The organism is Streptomyces sp. NPDC017991, assembly GCF_044328075.1.
Classification (GTDB): domain Bacteria; phylum Actinomycetota; class Actinomycetes; order Streptomycetales; family Streptomycetaceae; genus Streptomyces.
Window position 1 is genome coordinate 335,554 of sequence record NZ_JBIRGP010000009.1, and the last position, 19,427, is coordinate 354,980.

Annotated in this window: 19 protein-coding genes; 14 read left to right on the plus strand and 5 right to left on the minus strand. The window is 71.0% G+C overall.

Annotated elements, in window-relative coordinates; genetic code table 11:
* Positions 1 to 117: 117 nt before the first annotated feature.
* From ACH4DZ_RS26870 to ACH4DZ_RS26910, 9 genes are all read left to right on the plus strand, one after another.
* Positions 118 to 1,227, plus strand: a complete 1,110-nt coding sequence (locus ACH4DZ_RS26870; protein ID WP_398289876.1) for a SidA/IucD/PvdA family monooxygenase — start codon at positions 118 to 120, stop codon at positions 1,225 to 1,227.
* Positions 1,224 to 1,466: a hypothetical protein gene (locus ACH4DZ_RS26875; protein ID WP_398289877.1), complete on the plus strand. Its 243-nt coding sequence runs from the start codon at positions 1,224 to 1,226 to the stop codon at positions 1,464 to 1,466. The genes ACH4DZ_RS26870 and ACH4DZ_RS26875 overlap by 4 nt, the downstream gene beginning before the upstream one ends.
* A 6-nt stretch (positions 1,467 to 1,472) precedes the next feature.
* Positions 1,473 to 2,738, plus strand: coding sequence for an MFS transporter (locus tag ACH4DZ_RS26880; RefSeq protein ID WP_398289878.1), 1,266 nt, complete (start codon positions 1,473 to 1,475; stop codon positions 2,736 to 2,738).
* Between the two features lie 188 nt (positions 2,739 to 2,926).
* Positions 2,927 to 3,877 (plus strand): TIGR03619 family F420-dependent LLM class oxidoreductase, encoded by a 951-nt coding sequence (locus ACH4DZ_RS26885; RefSeq protein WP_398289879.1) that lies wholly within the window; start codon positions 2,927 to 2,929, stop codon positions 3,875 to 3,877.
* Between the two features lie 112 nt (positions 3,878 to 3,989).
* A complete protein-coding gene (locus tag ACH4DZ_RS26890; RefSeq protein WP_398289880.1) occupies positions 3,990 to 4,787 on the plus strand; it encodes an SDR family NAD(P)-dependent oxidoreductase in 798 nt (265 codons plus the stop codon).
* A 143-nt stretch (positions 4,788 to 4,930) separates the two neighbouring features.
* Complete coding sequence (locus tag ACH4DZ_RS26895) at positions 4,931 to 6,049, plus strand: LLM class flavin-dependent oxidoreductase (protein WP_398289882.1); 1,119 nt, start codon at positions 4,931 to 4,933, stop codon at positions 6,047 to 6,049.
* Between the two features lie 111 nt (positions 6,050 to 6,160).
* Positions 6,161 to 7,891 carry an amidohydrolase family protein gene (locus ACH4DZ_RS26900; RefSeq protein WP_398289883.1) on the plus strand — a complete coding sequence of 577 codons (1,731 nt, stop codon included), beginning with the start codon at positions 6,161 to 6,163 and terminating at the stop codon, positions 7,889 to 7,891.
* Positions 7,888 to 9,354: an aldehyde dehydrogenase family protein gene (locus ACH4DZ_RS26905; RefSeq protein ID WP_398289884.1), complete on the plus strand. Its 1,467-nt coding sequence runs from the start codon at positions 7,888 to 7,890 to the stop codon at positions 9,352 to 9,354. Before ACH4DZ_RS26900 ends, ACH4DZ_RS26905 begins: the two co-directional genes overlap by 4 nt.
* A gap of 77 nt (positions 9,355 to 9,431) precedes the next feature.
* On the plus strand, positions 9,432 to 9,869 hold the full coding sequence (locus tag ACH4DZ_RS26910; RefSeq protein ID WP_398289885.1) for a hypothetical protein: 438 nt from the start codon (positions 9,432 to 9,434) through the stop codon (positions 9,867 to 9,869).
* Positions 9,870 to 9,891: 22 nt separating this feature from the next.
* Here the strand turns inward: ACH4DZ_RS26910 and ACH4DZ_RS26915 are convergent, their stop codons facing one another.
* Together ACH4DZ_RS26915 and ACH4DZ_RS26920 are read right to left on the minus strand one after the other, a co-directional pair.
* Positions 9,892 to 10,053: a hypothetical protein gene (locus tag ACH4DZ_RS26915; RefSeq protein WP_398289886.1), complete on the minus strand. Its 162-nt coding sequence runs from the start codon at positions 10,051 to 10,053 to the stop codon at positions 9,892 to 9,894.
* A gap of 87 nt (positions 10,054 to 10,140) precedes the next feature.
* Positions 10,141 to 11,160 carry an aldo/keto reductase gene (locus ACH4DZ_RS26920; RefSeq protein WP_398289887.1) on the minus strand — a complete coding sequence of 340 codons (1,020 nt, stop codon included), beginning with the start codon at positions 11,158 to 11,160 and terminating at the stop codon, positions 10,141 to 10,143.
* A 236-nt stretch (positions 11,161 to 11,396) separates the two neighbouring features.
* Here ACH4DZ_RS26920 and ACH4DZ_RS26925 point away from each other — a divergent pair, with 236 nt between their 5' ends.
* From ACH4DZ_RS26925 to ACH4DZ_RS26935, 3 genes are read left to right on the plus strand one after another with little or no spacing between them, the layout of a single operon-like run.
* Complete coding sequence (locus ACH4DZ_RS26925; protein WP_398289888.1) at positions 11,397 to 12,191, plus strand: SDR family oxidoreductase; 795 nt, start codon at positions 11,397 to 11,399, stop codon at positions 12,189 to 12,191.
* Positions 12,192 to 12,237: 46 nt separating this feature from the next.
* Positions 12,238 to 13,167, plus strand: coding sequence for an SDR family NAD(P)-dependent oxidoreductase (locus ACH4DZ_RS26930; RefSeq protein ID WP_398289889.1), 930 nt, complete (start codon positions 12,238 to 12,240; stop codon positions 13,165 to 13,167).
* Complete coding sequence (locus tag ACH4DZ_RS26935; protein WP_398289890.1) at positions 13,164 to 13,919, plus strand: TetR/AcrR family transcriptional regulator; 756 nt, start codon at positions 13,164 to 13,166, stop codon at positions 13,917 to 13,919. The genes ACH4DZ_RS26930 and ACH4DZ_RS26935 overlap by 4 nt, the downstream gene beginning before the upstream one ends.
* Positions 13,920 to 13,928: 9 nt before the next feature.
* On the opposite strand, the gene ACH4DZ_RS26940 is transcribed toward ACH4DZ_RS26935, so the two are convergent.
* Together ACH4DZ_RS26940 and ACH4DZ_RS26945 are read right to left on the minus strand one after the other, a co-directional pair.
* The gene (locus ACH4DZ_RS26940; protein ID WP_398289891.1) at positions 13,929 to 14,324 is read right to left on the minus strand and encodes a nitroreductase/quinone reductase family protein; all 396 of its coding nucleotides are present in this window, start codon (positions 14,322 to 14,324) and stop codon (positions 13,929 to 13,931) included.
* A 210-nt stretch (positions 14,325 to 14,534) separates the two neighbouring features.
* Entirely contained in the window at positions 14,535 to 14,744 is a 210-nt protein-coding gene (locus tag ACH4DZ_RS26945; RefSeq protein WP_398289892.1) for a hypothetical protein, read from the minus strand.
* Positions 14,745 to 14,891: 147 nt separating this feature from the next.
* Between ACH4DZ_RS26945 and ACH4DZ_RS26950 the strand changes: the two genes are divergently transcribed.
* Positions 14,892 to 16,688, plus strand: coding sequence for a DUF4328 domain-containing protein (locus ACH4DZ_RS26950; protein ID WP_398289893.1), 1,797 nt, complete (start codon positions 14,892 to 14,894; stop codon positions 16,686 to 16,688).
* A 74-nt stretch (positions 16,689 to 16,762) separates the two neighbouring features.
* Here the strand turns inward: ACH4DZ_RS26950 and ACH4DZ_RS26955 are convergent, their stop codons facing one another.
* Positions 16,763 to 18,316: a CehA/McbA family metallohydrolase gene (locus tag ACH4DZ_RS26955; protein ID WP_398289894.1), complete on the minus strand. Its 1,554-nt coding sequence runs from the start codon at positions 18,314 to 18,316 to the stop codon at positions 16,763 to 16,765.
* Positions 18,317 to 18,525: 209 nt separating this feature from the next.
* Here ACH4DZ_RS26955 and ACH4DZ_RS26960 point away from each other — a divergent pair, with 209 nt between their 5' ends.
* A complete protein-coding gene (locus ACH4DZ_RS26960; protein ID WP_398289895.1) occupies positions 18,526 to 19,371 on the plus strand; it encodes an LLM class F420-dependent oxidoreductase in 846 nt (281 codons plus the stop codon).
* Positions 19,372 to 19,427: the final 56 nt, after the last annotated feature.

Here is a 19,427-nt window from a genome sequence, read left to right on the forward strand (position 1 = left end):
CCAGGCGGTCATGGAGCCTGGTCACTGATCATCGACTCCGTGGCTGCCTTCCTGCTCGGGCCAGTCATCGCGGCTGCTCACCGCACTTCGTCCACTCGCGGCAGATTGTGGATCTGAATGATGCAGAACCGAACGGTCGACGTACTCGCCATAGGCGCAGGTCCCGCCAACCTGAGTTTGGCGGCCCTCGCCGCTCCGGCAGGAACCGACCTTTCCCTGGCTGTCGTCGAGGCCCGCGAATCGGCGTCATGGCACCCGGGGCTCTTATGGAGCAACTCGCGGCTCCAGGTGAGCGGGGTGAAGGACCTCGTAAGCCTCGTCGATCCTCGAAGTCGTTTCAGCTTCCTGAGTTTCCTGCATGAAAAGGGCCGTCTCTACCGACATCTGATAGCCAGCAGGGAGTACGTCAGCCGGAAAGAGTTCGATCAATACCTGACCTGGGCAGCGGATCACCTCGGCGTCGATTTCGGTACCGAGGTCACGACTGTCGACCATGACGGCGACCACTTCCAAGTGTCCACGACCCGCGGCACGCTGCGGGCCTCCCATATAGTCCTGGGCATCGGCCAGAAACCGTTCATTCCATCCTGTGCCGCCGACATGGACGACCCCGGAATCTGGCACTCGTCACATCACATGGACCGCGGTACGCAGACGCTCGACAAGCATGTCCTTCTGGTCGGTGGGGGGCAGAGTGCCGCGGAGATCGCTCTCGACGTCCTGTCCGGCCGTAGGGGGCTGCCCCGTCGGTTCACCTGGGTCGCCGGCCGGGGCGGCTTCTCCCCACTGGACGACTCGGCCTTCAGCAACGAGTGGTTCAATCCACTCTTCGTCGAATACTTCCATGGGCTGTCGGACGCTCAACGCTCCTCACTGCTGGAAGAGCAGAGTGCGGCGATGAACGGCATCTCGCACAACCTCCTTTCTGCCCTCTACCGGCGCCTGTACGAGATCGACTACCTGGACGACCTCAGCTGTCGGCACAATTTTCTGTCCGGTGTGAGCCTGGTGAAGCTGACGAAAGACAGAGCCGGGTTCATGTGCACCCTGCGCGACGAGATCAGCACGTCCGTCCATGAGATGCACAGCGACATGGTCATCTTCGCCACCGGTTTCCGGCACCGGATACCCGCCTCCTCCAACCGATCCAGGAGCGTATGCCTGTTCAGGGCAATGAGTTCCACGTCGAAAAGGACTACCGAATCCCATGGGACGGTCCTGATGTGAACCGCATCTACATTCAGAACGGGGCACGAAAGAGTCACGGCGTCGCAGACCCGGGTCTGGGCCTCGCCGCCTGGCGCAGTGCTGTGATCCTCAACAGCCTTCTGGACAAGGAGTACTACTGCCTCGGGGGCGATGACATCACACTCTCCTTCCTGCAGTCTCTGGACCAGAAAGCCCGTATTGGGCCACCGTCGAGCAGCCTCGCTTCGAACACACATACCACCGAGAAAGGTTCGTGATAGTCCGTGCGCGCTGCTCCCCTCTTCTTGGGCGGCCAGGCCGTTTCGTTGGTTGGCGACGGCGTCGCCAATCTGACCATTCCACTGCTGGTTCTGCAGATAACGCAAAGCCCGGTGGCCGCAGGGCTCTCCGCCGCACCTCGCGCCATTGGCTATGCCACCTTGGGGCTTGTCGGCGGAGTCCTGGTCGACAGGGTGGATCCCTGGCGCGTCCTGATCTGGTCCGATCTGGTGAGGACTGGCTGTTTCGTTGCCTTGTTCCTGCTGGCCGCGTTCCAGAGCGTGGTCCTCATCCTGGTGGTGGCGTTCGCCGCTGGAGCGGCCAGCGTCTTCTTCCAACTGGCGCTCTCGATCGCGGTGCGCGACGCGTTCCCCGACCGCCTGCAGAGCGCGAACGCCACGCTCGAAACGGCCAACCAGATCGGCTTCGTGCTGGGACCGGGCATCGCCGGTCTGCTGGCATCCACCGGTCTGCTGAGGGTTGGTCTGCTCGCCACCGCGGCGACGTTCGCGGTGTCGGTCGCCACCCTGGGCTTCGTGCGCGGTCACATGGCCGGCTATACCCGCCCCGCAGCCCCACGGGACTTGCGGACACTCCGCTCCGAGTTGGTTACGGGGCTGCGCTACACCGTCACCACGCCCCCGTTGTCCACCTTGCTGCTGGTGATGGCCATCGTGAACCTGGTGCTCGGCGTGGACACACTCATCGTGTACCTGCTCAAGACCGACATGGGCCTGTCGCCTGCCTCGGTGGGCCTGGTAGTCGCGGTCGGTGGCCTGGGCGGTGTCACCGGCGCTGTGGTGTCCCGCTGGATCCGGCGGATAGGACCGATGTACACGCTCGCCGGTGGCACCGTCGTCTTTTCCGTGTTGCTGGCGGCGCTGGCGAGCGTGGATTCGGTCGTGCCCGCCGCGGCTGCGAGCTTCGGCATGAGCGCGAGCCTCGTGATCACCAACGTCAGGAACCGGACGATGTGGCAGCGGATCGTTCCGAGAGAGCTGCTCGGCCGCGTGTCCAGCGCGCAGCGGATGGTCAATTATCTGGCCGCTGCTCTCGGTACCGTGCTGGCCGGTGTGGTGACCGGGTGGATGGGCGGAAGCGCCCGGCCCGTGTTCTGGATGGCTGGCGCGGTGTCGGTGGTCACCGTCCTGGTGGCTTGGCGGGTCAGCCTGAGGCAGCATCTCCACGTCGGACTTGAGGATCCGCCCCCACCGGCCGCCGAACCGTCCCAGCAGTACGGACAGGTGAAGAGAGAGGGGGACGCGGGCTGACAGGGGCGGGAGACGCGCGGCCCATCGGCTCGGCTTCCGCCGGATTCGCGGGTCCTGAGCGCGTTCTGTTCGAAGGCGGGCCCGTCAGGGGACGAGTGTCCGCACACACCTTGCCTGACGGTGCGTCAGCTATGACGATGGGTGCCGGTCCATCGATATGACGGTACGTCAGGCAAGGGGTGCTGCTCATGCTGGTCCCGCCCGAAGGGCACGAAGGACGGCTGGAGTACGGGATGCAACTTCCCGTCCAGTCGCAGAGCACCCTCTACGCCGAGGCGTGGGAGGCCGACGCCGGCCCGGACGACCTCGTGGCGATCGCCCGGACCGCCGACGTGTCCGGCTTCGCGTACCTCGCGAGCTGCGACCACGTCGCCATCCCGCGCCGCCTCGCCGCCGCGATGAGCACGGTCTGGTACGACCCCGTCGCCACCCTCGCCTTCCTGGCCGGGGTCACCGAACGCGTGCGGCTGCTCAGCCACGTCGCCGTCGTCGGACTGCGCCACCCCCTCGCCACCGCCAAGCAGTACGCGACCCTCGACCACCTCAGCGGCGGACGGCTGATCCTCGGGGTCGGCGCCGGGCACGTACAGGAGGAGTTCGTGGCACTGGGGGCGGACTTCGAGCGGCGCGGGGCGGTGCTGGACGAGTGCATCGACGCCTTGCGGGCCGCGCTGGGCCCCGAGGAGTTCCCCTCCCACCACGGGAAGCTGTACGACTTCGAAGGGCTCGGCCAGCGGCCCCGGCCCGCGCAGGAGCGGGTGCCCGTGTGGGTCGGCGGGTCCTCGCCCGCCGCCGTCCGGCGAGCCGCGGTCAAGGGCGACGGCTGGCTGCCGCAGGGGGACCCGCGGGAGCGATTGCCCGAGCAGATCGCTCTGCTCGGGCGGCTGCGGGAGTCCGCAGGGGTCGCCTCGCCGCTTGTCGTCGGGGCCATCACCGAGCCGCTGTATGTGGGGCGGCCCACGTGGGCCGTAGGGCGGCGGACGGTCACCGGCTCCGCGGAGGCCGTCGCCGAGTCGCTGCGGGCGTACCGGGACATGGGGGTGCACCAGATCCAGGTGCGCTTCCGGTCGCGGAGCCGGGCCGAACTGACCGACCAGATGGCGGCGTTCGGGTCGGGGGTCGCCCCGCTGCTCGGATAGCGGAGGCCTCGGGTGGCGGATGCCTACGTCTGCGCGACCGCGGGTGCGTCGTGGCCGGCCGCGCGTTTTCCCCGCGCCCCTGGCGGGCGCGCTCTTCGCTTAGGGAGTGGTCATGGGCAAGCTCGACGGACGTGTCGTCGTCGTCACCGGGGCGGCGCGTGGGCAGGGGGAGCAGGAGGCTCGGCTCTTCGTCGGCGAAGGGGCCGCGGTCGTCGTCGCCGATGTGCTCGACGAGCAGGGAGAGACCCTTGCCAAGGAGCTGGGGGCCCGCGCCCGGTACGTCCATCTGGACGTGAGCCGGGAGGACGACTGGGCCGCCGCGGTGGCGGTGGCGAAGGAGGCGTACGGGAAGGTCGACGGGCTCGTCAACAACGCCGGCATCCTCCGCTTCAACGCCCTCGTCGACACCCCCCTCGACGAGTTCATGCAGATCGTGCGGGTCAACCAGGTCGGCGTCTTCCTCGGTATCAAGGCCCTGGCCCCCGAGATCGAGGCGGCCGGTGGCGGGACCGTCGTCAACACCGCCTCGTACACCGGACTGACCGGCATGGCGTACGTCGGCGCGTACAGCGCGAGCAAGCACGCCATCGTCGGCCTCACGCGCGTCGCCGCGCTGGAGCTGGCGGCGAAGGGGATCCGGGTCAACGCCGTCTGTCCCGGCGCGATCGACACCGCCATGAGCAATCCCGCCCTGCTCGACCCGGCGACGACGGACGCCGAGGCCGCCGCGGAGGCGGCCTCGGCGTCCGTCGCCAAGTTCTACCGCAAACTCGTGCCGCTCGGCCGGATCGGCAGGGCCGAGGAGGTGGCCCGTCTCGCCCTCTTCCTGTCCTGTGACGACTCCTCCTACATCACCGGCCAGCCCTTCGTGATCGACGGGGGATGGCTGGCGGGCGTGAGCGCGATGTGAGGGACGACAGCACGCATATGACGCCCCATCAGGTATTGACGCCTTGCGGGCTCGGTGCCACAGTCGGCGGCAGGTCAATCTGACGATGCGTCAGGTTCGGCGGGCGCCGGACGGATGACGGACACAGGGGACGGTGAACCTCCTTGGAATTCGGGCTCTTTGTACAGGGATACGTGGGCAAGCGGGCCGAGACCGATCCGCTCGCGGAGCACAAGGCGCTGATGGAGGAGACCGAGTACGTCATCCAGGCCGACAGGTCCGGCTTCAAGTACGCCTGGGCGTCGGAGCACCACTTCCTGGAGGAGTACTCGCACCTCTCCGCCAACGACGTCTACCTCGGCTATCTGGCCCACGCCACCGAGCGCATCCACCTGGGATCGGGCATCTTCAACCCGCTCGCCCAGGTCAACCACCCCGTGAAGGTCGCCGAGAAGGTCGCCATGCTCGACCATCTCACCGAGGGACGCTTCGAGTTCGGCAGCGGACGCGGGGCCGGGTCGCACGAGATCCTCGGCTTCCTTCCCGGCATCACCGACATGAACTACACCAAGGAGATCTGGGAAGAGACCATCGCCGAGTTCCCCAAGATGTGGCTCCAGGACGAGTACGTCGGCTTCCAGGGCAAGCACTGGCAGCTCCCGCCGCGCAAGATCCTGCCGAAGCCGTACGGGAAGTCGCACCCCGCCATGTGGTACGCCGCCGGGTCGCCGCCCTCGTACGCCATGGCCGCCCGCAAGGGGCTCGGGGTGCTCGGCTTCAGCGTGCAGAAGGTCTCCGACATGGAGTGGGTCCTCGACCAGTACAAGACGGCCGTCGTCGAGGCCGAGCCGGTCGGGGACTTCGTCAACGACAACGTGATGGTGACGACGACGGCCGTCTGCGCGCCCACGCACGACGAGGCGGTACGGGTCGCCGTGAGCGGGGGGCTGCACTATCTGCCCTCGCTCGTCTTCCGCTACCACGACACGTTCCCGCGGCCCGAGGGTTTCCCCGTCTGGCCCGAGACGCTTCCCGAGTACAACGAGGAGTTCATCGAACTCCTCATCGCCGAGGAGCTGCTGATCTGCGGGGACCCGGACGAGGTGCGCACGCAGTGCAAGCGGTGGGAGGCGGCCGGGGCCGACCAGTTGTCCTTCGGGCTGCCGGTGGGGGTGCCGAAGGAGGAGACCTTGCAGACGATTCGGTTGATCGGGGAGCACGTGATTCCGAAGATCGATACGGATCCCGTGCATCGGACCACGCGGTTTCGCGGGGCGGTCTGAGGTTCGTCGGAGGGTGCGGGTCCGTGGGGGCCGGTCGCGCAGTTCCCCGCGCCCCCGGGTGGGTGTGTGCCGGCGTGAGCCAGAAGGTGTCAGGTAGAGAGAGGTCTTGTCGTGCTTGACCATCTGATCAGAGGTGCGCGAGTCGTCGACGGGTCGGGCGGCCCCGCCTTCGTCGCCGATGTGGGGGTACGGGACGGGCTCATCGCCGTCGTGGGTGCGGTCACCGAGGAGGCCCGGACGTCCGAGGACGCTCGGGGGCTCGTCCTCGCGCCCGGGTTCGTGGATCCCCACACGCACTACGACGCGCAGCTCTTCTGGGATCCGTACGCGACTCCTTCGCTGAACCACGGGGTCACGACCGTGGCGGGCGGCAACTGCGGCTTCACGCTCGCGCCGCTGAATCCCGCGCGGCCCGAGGACGCCGACTACACGCGGCGGATGATGTCCAAGGTCGAGGGGATGTCGCTGGTCGCGCTGGAGGAGGGCGCGCCCTGGAGCTGGCACTCCTTCGGCGAGTACCTCGACGCCCTGGAGGGCCGGATCGCGGTCAACGCGGGCTTCATGGTGGGGCACTGCGCGCTGCGGCGGTACGTGATGGGGCCGCAGGCCGTGGGCGGGCAGCCCACCCAGGAGCAACTGGCGGCGATGGTCACGCTGCTCGACGAGGCGATGGAGGCCGGGGCCTGGGGGCTGTCCACCACCCAGTCGTCGACCCACTCCGACGGCGACGGGAAACCGGTCGCCTCCCGGCACGCCGGGCCCGCCGAACTCCTCGCCCTCTCGCGGGCGGTGGGCGAGCGCGAGGGCACCCAGATCGAGGCGATCGTGGCGGGCTGTCTCGACCAGTTCAGCGACGACGAGATCGACCTGTTCGTGGAGATGAGCGCGGCGGCCGGCCGCCCCCTGAACTGGAACGTCCTGACGATCGACGCGGCCGTACCCGAGCGCGTGCCACGGCAACTGGCGGCGAGCGAGCGGGCCCGTAAGGCGGGTGGGCGGATCGTGGCGCTCACGATGCCGATCCTCACGCCCATGAACATGTCGCTGGGCACCTTCTGCGCCCTCAACCTCATCCCCGGCTGGGGCGAGATCCTGGGCCTGCCCGTGCCCGAGCGGATCGGGAGACTGCGGGACCCCGGGGTCCGAGCCGAGATGCTCCGGCGGGCCGAATCCAAGGAAGCCGGCGTCTTCCGGCGCCTCGCGGACTTCGGGCGGTACGTCATCGGGGATACGTACAGCGCGGCGAACGAAGGGCTCACCGGCCGCGTCGTACGGGACATCGCGGCCGAGCGCGGCCAGGAACCCTTCGAGTGCCTGATCGGGATCTGCGCCAACGACGACCTGCGGACCGTCCTGTGGCCGATGCCGACCGACAACGACCCCGGCTCGTGGACCCTGCGCCAGGAGACGTGGCGGCACGAGGACGTGCTGCTCGGCGGTTCGGACGCGGGCGCCCATCTGGACCGGATGTGCGGGGCGCCGTACACGACCCGGTTCATCGGGGACTGCCTGCGGGGCCGGAGACTCGTCACGCTGGAGCAGGCGGTGAAGATGCTCACGGACGACCCGGCACAGCTCTTCGGGCTCCGTGGGCGCGGACGGATCGCGGAGGGTTTCCATGCGGACCTCGTGCTCTTCGACCCGGAGCGGATCGACGCCGGCAAGGCCACCCTGGTGCACGACCTGCCGGGAGACAGCCCGCGCCTCGACTCCAGGGCGATCGGTATCACCGCCGTGTGGGTCAACGGCGTCGAGTCGATACGCGACGACGTGGTGACCGGGGCCGTACCCGGCAAGGTGCTCCGCTCGGGCCGCGACACGCACACGGTGAGCACGAGGTGACGAACCGTCAAGCGGGCGCTGCACAAAGGTTGTTCATCGGTGGCTCGTGGGTGGAGCCGGACGGCGGCCACTACGAGGTGATCGACCCGGCGACCGAGGAGGTCGTCGGGCCGGCGCCGGAGGCCTCGCGGGATCAGGTGCACGCGGCGGCAGGCGCGGCCCGCGAGGCCTTCCGGACGTGGTCGCGCACGACACCGGAGGAACGGGCGGCCGTCCTGCACCGGGCGTCCGAGGAGATCCGGCGCCACCTCGTCCCGTACGCGGAACTGGCCCGGGCGGAGACCGGCGCCACGACCGGGACCGCGCGCGGGATGCAGGTGGGCGTCGGGGCGGCCCGGTTCCGGCGGTACGCGCGCGTGGAGTCCGTCGAGGAGCCGCTGCCCCCGCAGATCAACGAGGCGGGCCCCTTCGGCGGGGCCGCCGTGCTGGGCGCGCTCGCCGTACGCCGTCCGGTGGGCGTGGTCACCTGCGTCACGTCGTACAACAACCCCTGGGCGAACCCGGCGGGCAAGATCGCCCCGGCGCTCGCGATGGGCAACACGGTCCTCGTGAAGCCCGCCCCGCAGGACCCGCTCTCCGTCTACCGGATGGCCGAGGCGCTGGAGGCGGCGGGGGTACCGCCGGGCGTCGTGAACGTCGTCTCCGGGTCGCGCGCGGAGGTCGGGGAGGCGGCCGTGGACTCGGCCGACGTCGACATGGTGAGCTTCACCGGCTCCACGGCGGTCGGCCGCCGTATCGCCGAGGTGTGCGGGCGCGGGATGAAACGGCAGCTGATGGAGCTGGGCGGAAAGGGCGCGGCGATCGTCTTCGAGGACGCGGACCTGGAGTCGGCGGTCCGGGGCATCGGAACCACGTTCTCGTTCTACAGCGGCCAGATCTGCACGGCCCCGACACGGGTGCTCGCGCAGCGGCCGATATACGACCGCCTGGTGACACAACTGGCGCTCTACGCGGGCCGGTTGCCGGTCGGCGATCCACGGTCCCCGGGTACGGTCGTCGGCCCGTTGATCTCGGCGGCCCACCGGGAACGGGTGGAGTCGTACGTCGAGCTGGGCCGCAAGGAGGGCGCGCGGGTCGTCGCGGGCGGCGAACGCCCGCCGCTCGACCGTGGCTTCTACGTGGCCCCGACCCTCCTGGCGGACTGCACGCCCGACATGCGGGTGGTCCGCGAGGAGATCTTCGGCCCGGTGGTCGTGGTCGTCCCGTTCGGCGACGAGGAGGAGGCCGTCGCGCTGGCCGGCGACAGCGACTACGGCCTGATCGACTATGTCTGGTCCGGCGACGTGGCCCGCGCCTTCCGCGTGGCGGGCCGGCTCCGCTCCGGCGGCGTCGGCATCAACACGGTGGGCCGCAACATGGAGGCCCCGTTCGGCGGCTTCAGACAGAGCGGGGTGGGCAGGGACGTCGGCTCGTACGCCCTGCACGCGTACTCGGAGCTCCAGTCACTGGTGTGGCCGGGCTGACGTCTCCCGAGCCGTCGCCCGCCCCCGCCGTTCTTGGGGCACTGCTCGCCCCGGCTGAGCCGTCTAACCTGTGCGGCATGCACCAGGCTCGAAGGCGTGACCGGCGTCCGGATCACCGCGTGGGTGCGGCGCGGACCCGGCACCGGGCTCCGGCCTTCGCGGTCGAGGGCGCCGAGGTCGTGCTCGTCGGCTATTTCTCCGGCAAGCAGAAGGACTTCGCCGCGTCGATGGACGCGGCGGCCCGGGAACTGACGGGGCGCGGTGCACGGGTCGTGGGCCGCATCGTGCAGCGGCGCGGGGTCTCGGACGGCGGGGTCGGGAAAATGGCCCTCCCCTACTCCTCACGGACTCTTCTGAGTTACGGAAAGGTCCGTGAGGCGGCTGCGCTGCGCGAACGGACCGGAGCCGACGCGGCGGTTTTCCTGACGTCCTTGACCGAGCGCCAGTGCCGCGTGCTGACGGGGATGCTCGGCTGCCCCGCGGTGAGCCTCACCGATGCCCTGACAGCCGACTGATCCGGTCCGCGTCCCCGCGCCCTCACCGCCCGGCCACCCGGGCCCAGCGCTCCAGGGTGGCGTCCTCGCTCTCGGCGGGCTCCGCCACGGTGGCCACCATCCCCGCCTCGGCTCGCACCCGCGCGGACTTCTCCAGCTCCTCGGCGAGCATCTGGCGGCGCAGTACCCTCGTTTCGACCGTCACGCGGTCAGCGTAGGGCGCGCGAACCGTAGGGCGCGCGAACCCTGTGCGATCGAAGGCCGCGGAGCCCCGTACCCATGCGCCCGGTGGTCAGCGGCGCCGCAGGGCCGGGTCCAGCAAGGACGGCGGGGTGTCGTTCTTCTCGTGTGCCGCCAGGTCCGTGCCGGGGGCCACGATCGTGTCGACGGCGTCCAGTACGTCGGCCGGGAGCACCGTGTCCGCGGCGGCGAGCTGCGCGTGCAAATGGTCCAGCGTGCGGGGGCCGATGAGCGCGCTGGTCACCGCGGGATGCGCGGTCACGAAGCCGAGCGCGAGCTGGATCATGGTCAGGCCGGCCTCGTCGGCGACCCGGGCCAGCCGCTCGACGGCATCGAGCTTGGCCCGGTTGGCGGGCACGGCGGTGTCGAAGCGTTGCGGCATGAACGCCGAGCGGCTCGTGGTGACCTCCCGGCCCTCGCGGATCGCCCCCGACAGCCAGCCCGAGGCCAGCGGACTCCACGCCAGCACGCCGAGCCCGTACTCCTCGGCCACCGGCAGGACGTGCGTCTCGATCCCGCGCTGCAGGATCGAGTAGCCGGGCTGCTCGGTCACGTAACGGCCCAGGTGGTGCTCGCGGGCGGCCCACTGCGCCTGCACGATGCGGTAGGCCGGGAAGGTCGAGGAGCCGAAGTAGCGGATCTTCCCCGCGCGCCGCAGGTCGGTCAGGGCCGACAGGGTCTCCTCGTCGCTGGTGGCCGGGTCCCACCGGTGGACCTGGTAGAGGTCGACGTGGTCGACACCGAGGCGCCGCAGGCTGTCGTCCAGCGCGGTCACCAGCCAGCGCCGCGAGCCGCCCCGGTGATTGCGCTCGTCGCCCATCGGCAGGTACGCCTTCGTGGCCAGCACGATGTCGTCGCGGCGGCCCGCGACGGCCTTGCCGACCATCTCCTCGGACTCCCCGGCGCTGTACGCGTCGGCGGTGTCGATCACGTTGACCCCGCCCTCAAGGGCGGCGTCGACGATCGCGGTGGCCTCCTCCTGCGTGGTGCGCCCGATCCTGCCGAAGTTCATCGCGCCGAGCGCGAGCGAGCTGACCTGCACACCGGTGCGGCCCAAAGTGCGGTACTGCATGGCTGTGTTCCTCCAGGTGGTGCGAGGGCACGGACTACGGGGCCCGCCACCTCGTGAATAAGCGGAGCGTTGTTCCGTTAAATATACGGAACGCTGTTCCGCTTCGCAAGGCCGATCGCCGTGCCGCCGCCCGGTAGCGACGCTACGGTCAAGGGGTAGCGTCGGTACGGCATCGGTGTTAGCGTTGTTCTTGCCGGAGAGCGAGCAGCGCTACCGCCGAGACAAGGAGCACCGTCATGACCGAGCAGACAGGCACGGGCACAGGAACCGGCACCGAGACCGCCGCCACCTCCGGCGCCACCACCACCCGCGTCGCCGTCGTCACCGGCGGCTCCCGGGGGATCGGCCGGGAGAGCGCGGAGCGCCTGGCGGCCGACGGATTCGCCGTCGTCGTCAACTACGCGGGCAACAGGACCGAGGCCGACAAGGCCGTCGGCGCGATCACCGAGGCGGGCGGCCGGGCGTTCGCCTTCCGGGCCGACGTGGCCGACGAGACCGAGGTCGCGGCACTCTTCGACGCCGCCGAGTCGACGTACGGCGGGATCGACGTCGTCGTGCACGCGGCCGGTGTCATGACCCTGGCCCCGCTCGTCGACACCGACCTCGACGCCCTGGACCGCATGCACCGCACCAACATCCGCGGCACCTTCGTCGTCGACCAGCAGGCCGCCCGCCGGCTGCGCGAGGGCGGCGCGATCCTCAACTTCTCCAGCTCCGTACTGGCCCTGGCCCTCCCCGGCTACGCGGGATACGCGGCCACCAAGGGCGCCGTCGAGGCCATGACGCTGATCCTGGCCCGCGAGCTGCGCGGCCGGGACGTCACGGTCAACGCGGTGGCCCCCGGCCCGACCGCCACCTCCCTGTTCCTGGACGGCAAGGACGACGAGACCATCGCGCGGATGGCCGCCCAGCCGCCGCTGGAGCGCCTCGGTACGCCCGGTGACATCGCCGGGGTCGTGTCCTTCCTGGCGGGCCCGGCCGGCCGCTGGGTCAACGGCCAGGTGGTCCGCGCCAACGGCGGCATCGCGTAACCACGCCTCTCCTTTCTCCCCTCTCTCGTCTCTGAGGAGTTCCGCCATGGGCAAGACGATCGTCATCACCGGGGCGGGTTCCGGTTTCGGCGCGCTCGCCGCGCGGGCGCTGGCCGACGCCGGGCACACGGTGTACGCGGCGATGCGGGACACGGCCGGGCGCAACGCCCACCGGGTCGCCGACGCCGAGTCCTACGCCGCCGCGCACGAAGTCGACCTGCGTACGGTCGAGTTGGACGTCCTGTCGCAGGAGTCCGCGGACGCCGCCGTCGCCACGGTCCTGGCCGAGGCCGGCACGCTGGACGTGGTCGTCCACAACGCGGGCCACATGGTGACAGGACCCGCCGAGGCCTTCACCCCGGGCGAACTGGCCGCGGTGTACGACACCAACGTGCTCGGCACCCAGCGCGTCAACCGGGCCGCACTCCCGCACCTGCGCGCCCAGGAGCACGGCCTGGTGCTCTGGGTCGGCTCGTCCTCGACCAGGGGCGGCACCCCGCCCTACCTCGCCCCGTACTTCGCCGCGAAGGCCGCGATGGACGCGCTCGCGGTGTCGTACGCCGGTGAGCTGGCCCGTTTCGGCATCGAGACGACCATCGTGGTGCCGGGCGCGTTCACCTCGGGCACGGAGCACTTCGCGACGGGCGGCCACCCGTCCGAGCAGACGGTGATCCCGGCCTACGAGGAGCGGTACGCGGGCCTGATGGACCAGGTCGCCGTGCGCCTCGCCGCCCTCGAACCGGCCGGTACCTCCGCGTCCCTGGTGGCCGACGCGATCGTCGAGGTCGTCGACGCCCCGCACGGTAAGCGGCCCTTCCGCGTCCACGTCGACCCCTCGGACGACGGGTCGGAGGAGGTCAGCAGGGTCGCGGACCGCGTCCGCGCGCGGTTCCTGACGCGTATCGGCCTGGACGACCTGCTCGCCCCGCGGACCTCCCGGACATCTCCGGCGGCCTCCCCGCGGCCCGCCGTATGAGCTCGGATAGCGTCACGGCCGTGAGTACGAAAGCGCGGATTCTCGAAGTGGCGGCGGCCCTGGTCGCCCAGTCCCCCGACGGGGACGTGTCGACCAGGGCCGTGTGCGAGGGGGCCGGGGTCGGCGCCCCCGCCCTCTACCGCCACTTCGGGGACAAGGAGGGCCTCCTGTCGGCGGTCGTCGACCACGGCTGGGACAAGTACCTCGCGACCAAGCGGGACCGGCCGCCCGGTACGGACCCGGTCGAGGATCTGCGGGACGGCTGGACCACCCACGTCGAGTTCGCGCGGGCGAACCCGAACCTGTTCCGCCTGATGCACTCGCCTGCCATGCGTACGCCCCCGGCGGCGGCGCTGGAGGCCCATCGCATCCTCACGACCGACCTGCGACGGGCCGCCGCCCAGGGCAAGTTGTGCCTGGCGCCCGAGCTGGCGGCCCAGATGATCATGTCCGCGAACGTCGGCGTGGCCCTGATGCTGGTCTCCCGCCCGGCGACGTTCACGGACGAGTCCGTGTCGCGCCGGGTCCGGGACGCGGTCCACGCGACGGTGTTCACGCCCGACGTGATGGCGGCGACCGGGACGCGGGAGCAGGCACGGGAACCGGCCGAGCCCCACGTCCCCTCCACGGCCGCCCACCTGAACGCCCTCCTGCGCCGGTCCGCGCCCCCGGCCCTCACCCGGGCCGAGGGCGCGCTGCTCACGGAGTGGCTGGACCGCCTGTCGAACGGGTCGGAGGCTCGGGACGCCTGAGTCGGCGGCTCAGTCGGTCAGATCGACCCGCACGGTCAGCAGGTTCGTCCCGACGAGGCGGACCGCTGCGCTGTTCATGCGGGGCAGGGAGGCCAGCCGGGCGCGCGGATCGTCGTCCGGCAGCAGGTGGGCGGTCCCGTGGTGCCACCGGCCGCCGACGCGGACGCGTACCCGCGGGTCGGCCTGGATGTTCCGCACGTACTGCGACTTCTCGCCGTACTCGGAGACGAACCAGAACGCCCGCCCGACCCGCCGCCCCCCGACCGGCGTGCGCCGGGGCAGCCCGGACGTGCGCCCGGTGGTCTCCACGAGCGTGTGGAACGGCAGCCGCCGGGTCAGGGGGTTGGCCAGATACCGCTGAACCCGGGTGACGACCCGAAACCGCAGATCACGGTCACGCCCCATGCCTACCCCGCCCCTTCACCGCACCGGGCAGCACCCCGAAGGCACCGGGGGAGGCCCCGGGGGAGGCCCCGGGCGTCGCTCCGCGTGGGGCACCGCTCCCGATGCGGTGGATCGTTCTTGCGGGGCCCGAGGCGGCAACGTGCAGGCAGGTCTCGCCTTCTTGGCCGAGGGAGGACTTCTGCCGGTCGTCGGCGGTCATCGCGTGTCCCTTCACAGGTGTCGGGTGATGCCGTGGACGAAGTCCCCTGACTTCTCCGGCGGCAGAGCCATCGTCTCCACGACGTCAAGCAGGCGCCGGTACTTGTCCGGACGGGCTTCGGCATCCAGGAGTACGGGGCCGTGGACCTGGTCCAGTTGCAGGGGGCCGTCCCGCTCACGGCGACGACTGCTCGGACCGGCCGTCACCCGCTGATCGGTCACCGGACACCGGCCCGCCGGGGACAAGTACTGCCGATAGACCCAGGGTTCACGCGCGCCACTGCCGTCCCATCTCCTATCCTCGCTGCGAAGGCGTCGGCGGCGACACGGCGGCGATTCGGCGGGGTTTCGGGGATAGAGGACGTACGCATGGACGGGTTGGCCCCGGACGATCCGGGCTGGATAGGCAATTACCGACTGCTCGGCAGACTCGGCGAGGGCGGCATGGGGCGGGTGTACCTGGCCCGCTCCGACCGCGGCCGTACGGTCGCGGTCAAGGTCGTCCAGGAGCAGCTGGCCCGCAAACCCGACTTCAGGCGGCGCTTCGCGCAGGAGGTGAAGGCCGCCCAGCGCGTCGGCGGCGAGTGGACGGCCCCCGTCCTGGACGCCGACACGGAGGCGCCGACCCCCTGGGTCGCCACCGGCTACGTCGCCGGCCCCTCCCTCGCCGAGGTGGTGGACAAGCAGTACGGCCCGCTGCCCCCGAACTCCGTACGGGCCCTGGGCATCGGACTCGTCCGCGCGCTCCAGGCCATCCACGGCGCCGGGCTCGTGCACCGCGACCTCAAGCCGTCCAACGTGCTGGTGACGATCGACGGCCCCCGCGTCATCGACTTCGGCATCGCCCGCGCCCTCGACCCCGCCATGCAGTCCACCGACGGGCTGACGATGACGGGTGCCGTCGTGGGATCGCCCGGCTTCATGTCGCCCGAGCAGGTCCGCGGCGAGCGCGTGACGTACGCGAGCGACATCTTCTGCCTCGGCGCCGTCCTCGCGTACACCGCGTCGGGCAAGCTGCCGTTCGGCACCGGCGAGGGCGGCATCCACTCGCTGCTCTACCGCATCGCGAGCGAGGAACCGGACCTGACCGGGATCCCCGCCCCCTGGGACCAGCTGATCGCCTGGTGCCTCGCGAAGGACCCGTCCCAACGGCCCGCGCTGGAAACGCTGTTGGCGCGCATCGAGAGCATGGAGGACACCGGCGGCGCATGGCTGCCGGGCGAGGTGCTGGCCGAGCTGGGCCGCCACGCCGTGCAGCTCCTCAACAGCGAGGACCCGCAGAGCCCGCAGCGCCTGCAGAGCCACGCGCTCGCCGGACAGGCCCCGGCGGCCGGAGCCGCGCAGGTCCCGGCTCCCGCCCCGATGCAGGGTTTCGGACCACCCGTCTCGTACGACCCGGCCCACCCGCCGTCCCCGCCCCCCTGGCAGCAGAGCCCCCCGCCGGGCAGCCTCCACGCGGGCAGCCCCCCGCCCGGCAGCCTGCAGCCCTCGCCGCACTACTTCTCGCCGCGCCCGCCGGCCCGCTCGGCCCGCGGCCTCGGCGTGGGGCTGTCCCTCCTGCTCGGCCTCTACACCCTGCCCCTGCTGATCCGGGGCGCCGTCCTGGGCGAGGCCTATCTCCGGCTCGACGCGCAGGACGGTGCGGCCACCCCTGATGTCATCCAGGACTACGGGGCGCTGACCTTCGCGACGGACGCGGTGGAATTCCTCGAATCGGCGGTCGGCCTGGCCCTGCTGATCGTGTGGCCGCTCTGGTTCCAGCGCATGCGCAACAACGCCGACGCCTTCGCGCCGGTGCGCCTGCGCTTCGCGCCCGGCATGGCGGCGGGCGCCTGGTTCATCCCGCTCGTCAACCTCTTCATGCCCAAGCAGATGACCAACGACATCTGGACGGCGACGGCGGGCCGGGCCCGGGGCGCCGGGCGTTGGCTGATGCACACCTGGTGGTGGTGCTGGATCCTCTACGTCCTGTCGTACGCGAACAATTTCTTCAGCAGCTGGTACGACACCGATACCGTCTCCCAGGCCATGTCCGACATCATCGACACGCAGATCGCCGCCTGCACCGGAGTGATCAGCGCGGTGACGGCCGTCTTCTTCGTCAGGCGGCTCACCTCCCTGCAGCAGAAGCGCATCGACGAGGCGCGCGGCACCGGGACCGCCTGACCACGGCGGGGGCCGGGCAGTCCCGAAGCCCGGCCCTCACCGACCCGGCGAGCCGCCGCCCTACCGCCGCCGCCCTACCGGCCCAGGAAGATCGGGTTCGTGAACGCCGCCAGCGCCCCCGGCAACGGGCCCGCCGCCGCCTCGTGCCGCACCTCCGCGCGTACGTAGGCCGCGTACTGGGCCGTCGTACGCCACTCCACCGTGCCCGAGCCCGCCACCGGCAGGACGGCGCTCGTGTGCAGGACGCCCTGGTCGGTGACGAAACGGACCGTGCAGCGGGGCGTGCCCGAGACCTCAAGGCGAACGGTGACCGGGTCGTCGCGGTCCACCCGCAACCGGCCGCCGATGTCCGCGTGTTCGCCCTTCGGGCCGGTCGCCGAGAACGACAGCGACACCGCCTTCGACTCGGCCACGTACGAACGGCCCGCGCGGATGCCCTCCTGGATCGCCTCGCGGGACAGCTCGTCGGCGAGGACGACGGTCTGCGGGGTGCCGACCGGGTCGGGATCGCGGTGGGCGTCGCTGTTGCCCATCGCCGGAATCCAGTCCCGGCCCTTGTCGCCCTGCGCGCCACCCCGGCCCTCCCGCACCGAAGCCACCAGCATGCCGTCCCAGTCGGCCAGCGACACCTCGTCGTCGGGCCCGTACGCGCCGTTCCACACCTCGACCGCGTCCGCCTCGCCGAAGCCGAACTTCCAGTTGCAGCCGACGCAGGTGGCGTGCGGATGGGCGGGGACGACCAGACCGCCCGCCTGGCGGATCCGGCGCGCGTACTTGCCGAAGCGGTTGTCGCGGGCCCGGTAGCGCCAGTCGACGAACGTGCCCGGATCCGTGCCGAGCGCGACGACGTGGCCGTTCCTCGTCGTCACCTCCTCGCCCAGCAGGATCAGCAGCTCGCCGTCCGGGTGGGGGCCTGCCTGGTCGGCCCAGTGGGCGTGCGCGGAGTGCGTGTTGTGGTCGGACGAGTTGATGAAGTCGAGACCCGCCGCGCGCGCGAGCGCCGCGATCTCGGCCGGGGTGCGGCGGCCGTCCGAGTACCAGGAGTGCAGATGGCAGTCGCCCCGGTACCAGGCCCGGCCGCGCCCCTCGGCCCGCGACGGCGGGTACACCGGCTTCACCGCCTCGCCCGGCTCGCCGTAGGTCAGCGTGACGGTGACCTCGTACGCGAGTCCCTGCGGGGCGACCGTGTAGGGGCCCAGCGCGATGTGCCAGGTGCCCTCGCGGACCGGGCCCGGGAGGTAACCGGGCGTCGCGTCGTCCGCGCGGACGAAGAACTCCGTGCGCGCTCCGCCCGACCAGCCCCGGAAGCCCCGTCCGCCCAGCTCGGTGCCGTGCTGGTCGAAGATCCCGATGTCGAGCGCGTTGCCCGCGGTGCCCGCCGGGACGGTGGGCCGCTCGTAGGTGTACGCGACCTTGATCTCCCGTACTCCGGACGGGACTTCGACCGGCAGATACACGAAGTCGGGCGCTCCGGTGGGCAGGGTGCCGCGCACGGTCCGGGTCACGGATGCCTGGGCCGCGTCGGCGGCCTCGCTCGGGAAGCTCACGGTTCCCAACGTGAGCGCGGCGGCGGCCCCCGTCACGAACAGGGCGCGTCTGCCGACGCCGTGGTGGTCGTCCTCGCACATGTCTGCTGCTCCCAGGTCTCGTGAGTGCATGGGCGGTGCAGGGGTGGTACCGGCAACTCTGGTATTCAGCCGTGAACTGCGGGGCAAGGGAAGGGGATCGGCAGCTTTCGGGCACGGACCACTCGTACGACGCGGTGTGAACACGTGCGCCTGTGAATGCCGACTGGTCGGTATGGACACCTGTACCGCGGGCCGGTAGAGATGGGGGCATGCGCATCTCCGTGACGATCTTCCTCACCGATGAGACGATCACTCCGACCCGGCTCGCCCGTGAGCTGGAGCAACGCGGCTTCGCCGGGCTCTATCTGCCCGAACACACGCACATCCCCGTGGAACGGACCACCCCGTACCCGATGGGCGGTGAACTGCCGCCCGAGTACGCCCGCACCCTCGACCCCTTCGTCGCCCTCGGCCAGGCGGCGGCCGTCACCGAGGCCCTCGCGCTCGGCACCGGCATCACCCTGGTCGCCCAGCACGACCCGATCGACCTCGCCAAGCAGATCGCGACCCTCGACCACCTCTCCGGGGGCCGCTTCACCCTCGGCGTCGGCTTCGGCTGGAACGTCGAGGAGGCGGCCGACCACGGCGTCGAGTGGCGTACGAGGCGGGAGCTGGGCCGGGACCGGATGGCGTTGATGCGGGCCCTGTGGTCACCCGAACCGACCGCGTACGAGGGCCGGTTCGACTCCGTGCGGGCCAGCCACGCGTACCCCAAGCCCGTACAGAAGCCGCGCGGGCCCCTCGTCGGTCCGCGCACGCTCGTCGGGGGAGCGGCCGGGCCCAAGCTCTTCTCGCACATCGCCGAGTACGCGGACGGCTGGCTGCCGATCGGCGGCCGGGGCCTCACCGAGTCGCTGCCCGTGCTGCGGACCGCCTGGGCCGAGGCGGGCCGCGAACCCGACAGCCTCCAGGTCGTGCCGTACGCCGTACTGCCCGGCGCCGGAAAGCTCGCGCACTACGCGGACCTCGGCATCGAGGAGGTCGTCCTGCAGCTGCCCCCGGCCGGCGAGGGCGAGGTACTGCGGGTACTGGACGAGTTCGCGCCGTACCTGTAGGACGCCTCAGCAGGTCGCGTCCGTGGGGTGGCGCCGGTGTGCCGTTTGTGACACGG

Bases quoted from the DNA above. Each gene is read 5' to 3' on its own strand.
- ACH4DZ_RS26935 (WP_398289890.1), top strand. From the start codon at position 13,164: ATGAGCTCGGATAGCGTCACGGCCGTGAGTACGAAAGCGCGGATTCTC.
- ACH4DZ_RS26960 (WP_398289895.1), top strand. From the start codon at position 18,526: ATGCGCATCTCCGTGACGATCTTCCTCACCGATGAGACGATCACTCCG.
- ACH4DZ_RS26925 (WP_398289888.1), top strand. From the start codon at position 11,397: ATGACCGAGCAGACAGGCACGGGCACAGGAACCGGCACCGAGACCGCC.
- ACH4DZ_RS26940 (WP_398289891.1), bottom strand. From the start codon at position 14,324: ATGGGGCGTGACCGTGATCTGCGGTTTCGGGTCGTCACCCGGGTTCAG.
- ACH4DZ_RS26885 (WP_398289879.1), top strand. From the start codon at position 2,927: ATGCTGGTCCCGCCCGAAGGGCACGAAGGACGGCTGGAGTACGGGATG.
- ACH4DZ_RS26955 (WP_398289894.1), bottom strand. From the start codon at position 18,316: ATGTGCGAGGACGACCACCACGGCGTCGGCAGACGCGCCCTGTTCGTG.
- ACH4DZ_RS26910 (WP_398289885.1), top strand. From the start codon at position 9,432: ATGCACCAGGCTCGAAGGCGTGACCGGCGTCCGGATCACCGCGTGGGT.
- ACH4DZ_RS26930 (WP_398289889.1), top strand. From the start codon at position 12,238: ATGGGCAAGACGATCGTCATCACCGGGGCGGGTTCCGGTTTCGGCGCG.
- ACH4DZ_RS26870 (WP_398289876.1), top strand. From the start codon at position 118: ATGATGCAGAACCGAACGGTCGACGTACTCGCCATAGGCGCAGGTCCC.
- ACH4DZ_RS26920 (WP_398289887.1), bottom strand. From the start codon at position 11,160: ATGCAGTACCGCACTTTGGGCCGCACCGGTGTGCAGGTCAGCTCGCTC.
- ACH4DZ_RS26950 (WP_398289893.1), top strand. From the start codon at position 14,892: ATGGACGGGTTGGCCCCGGACGATCCGGGCTGGATAGGCAATTACCGA.
- ACH4DZ_RS26890 (WP_398289880.1), top strand. From the start codon at position 3,990: ATGGGCAAGCTCGACGGACGTGTCGTCGTCGTCACCGGGGCGGCGCGT.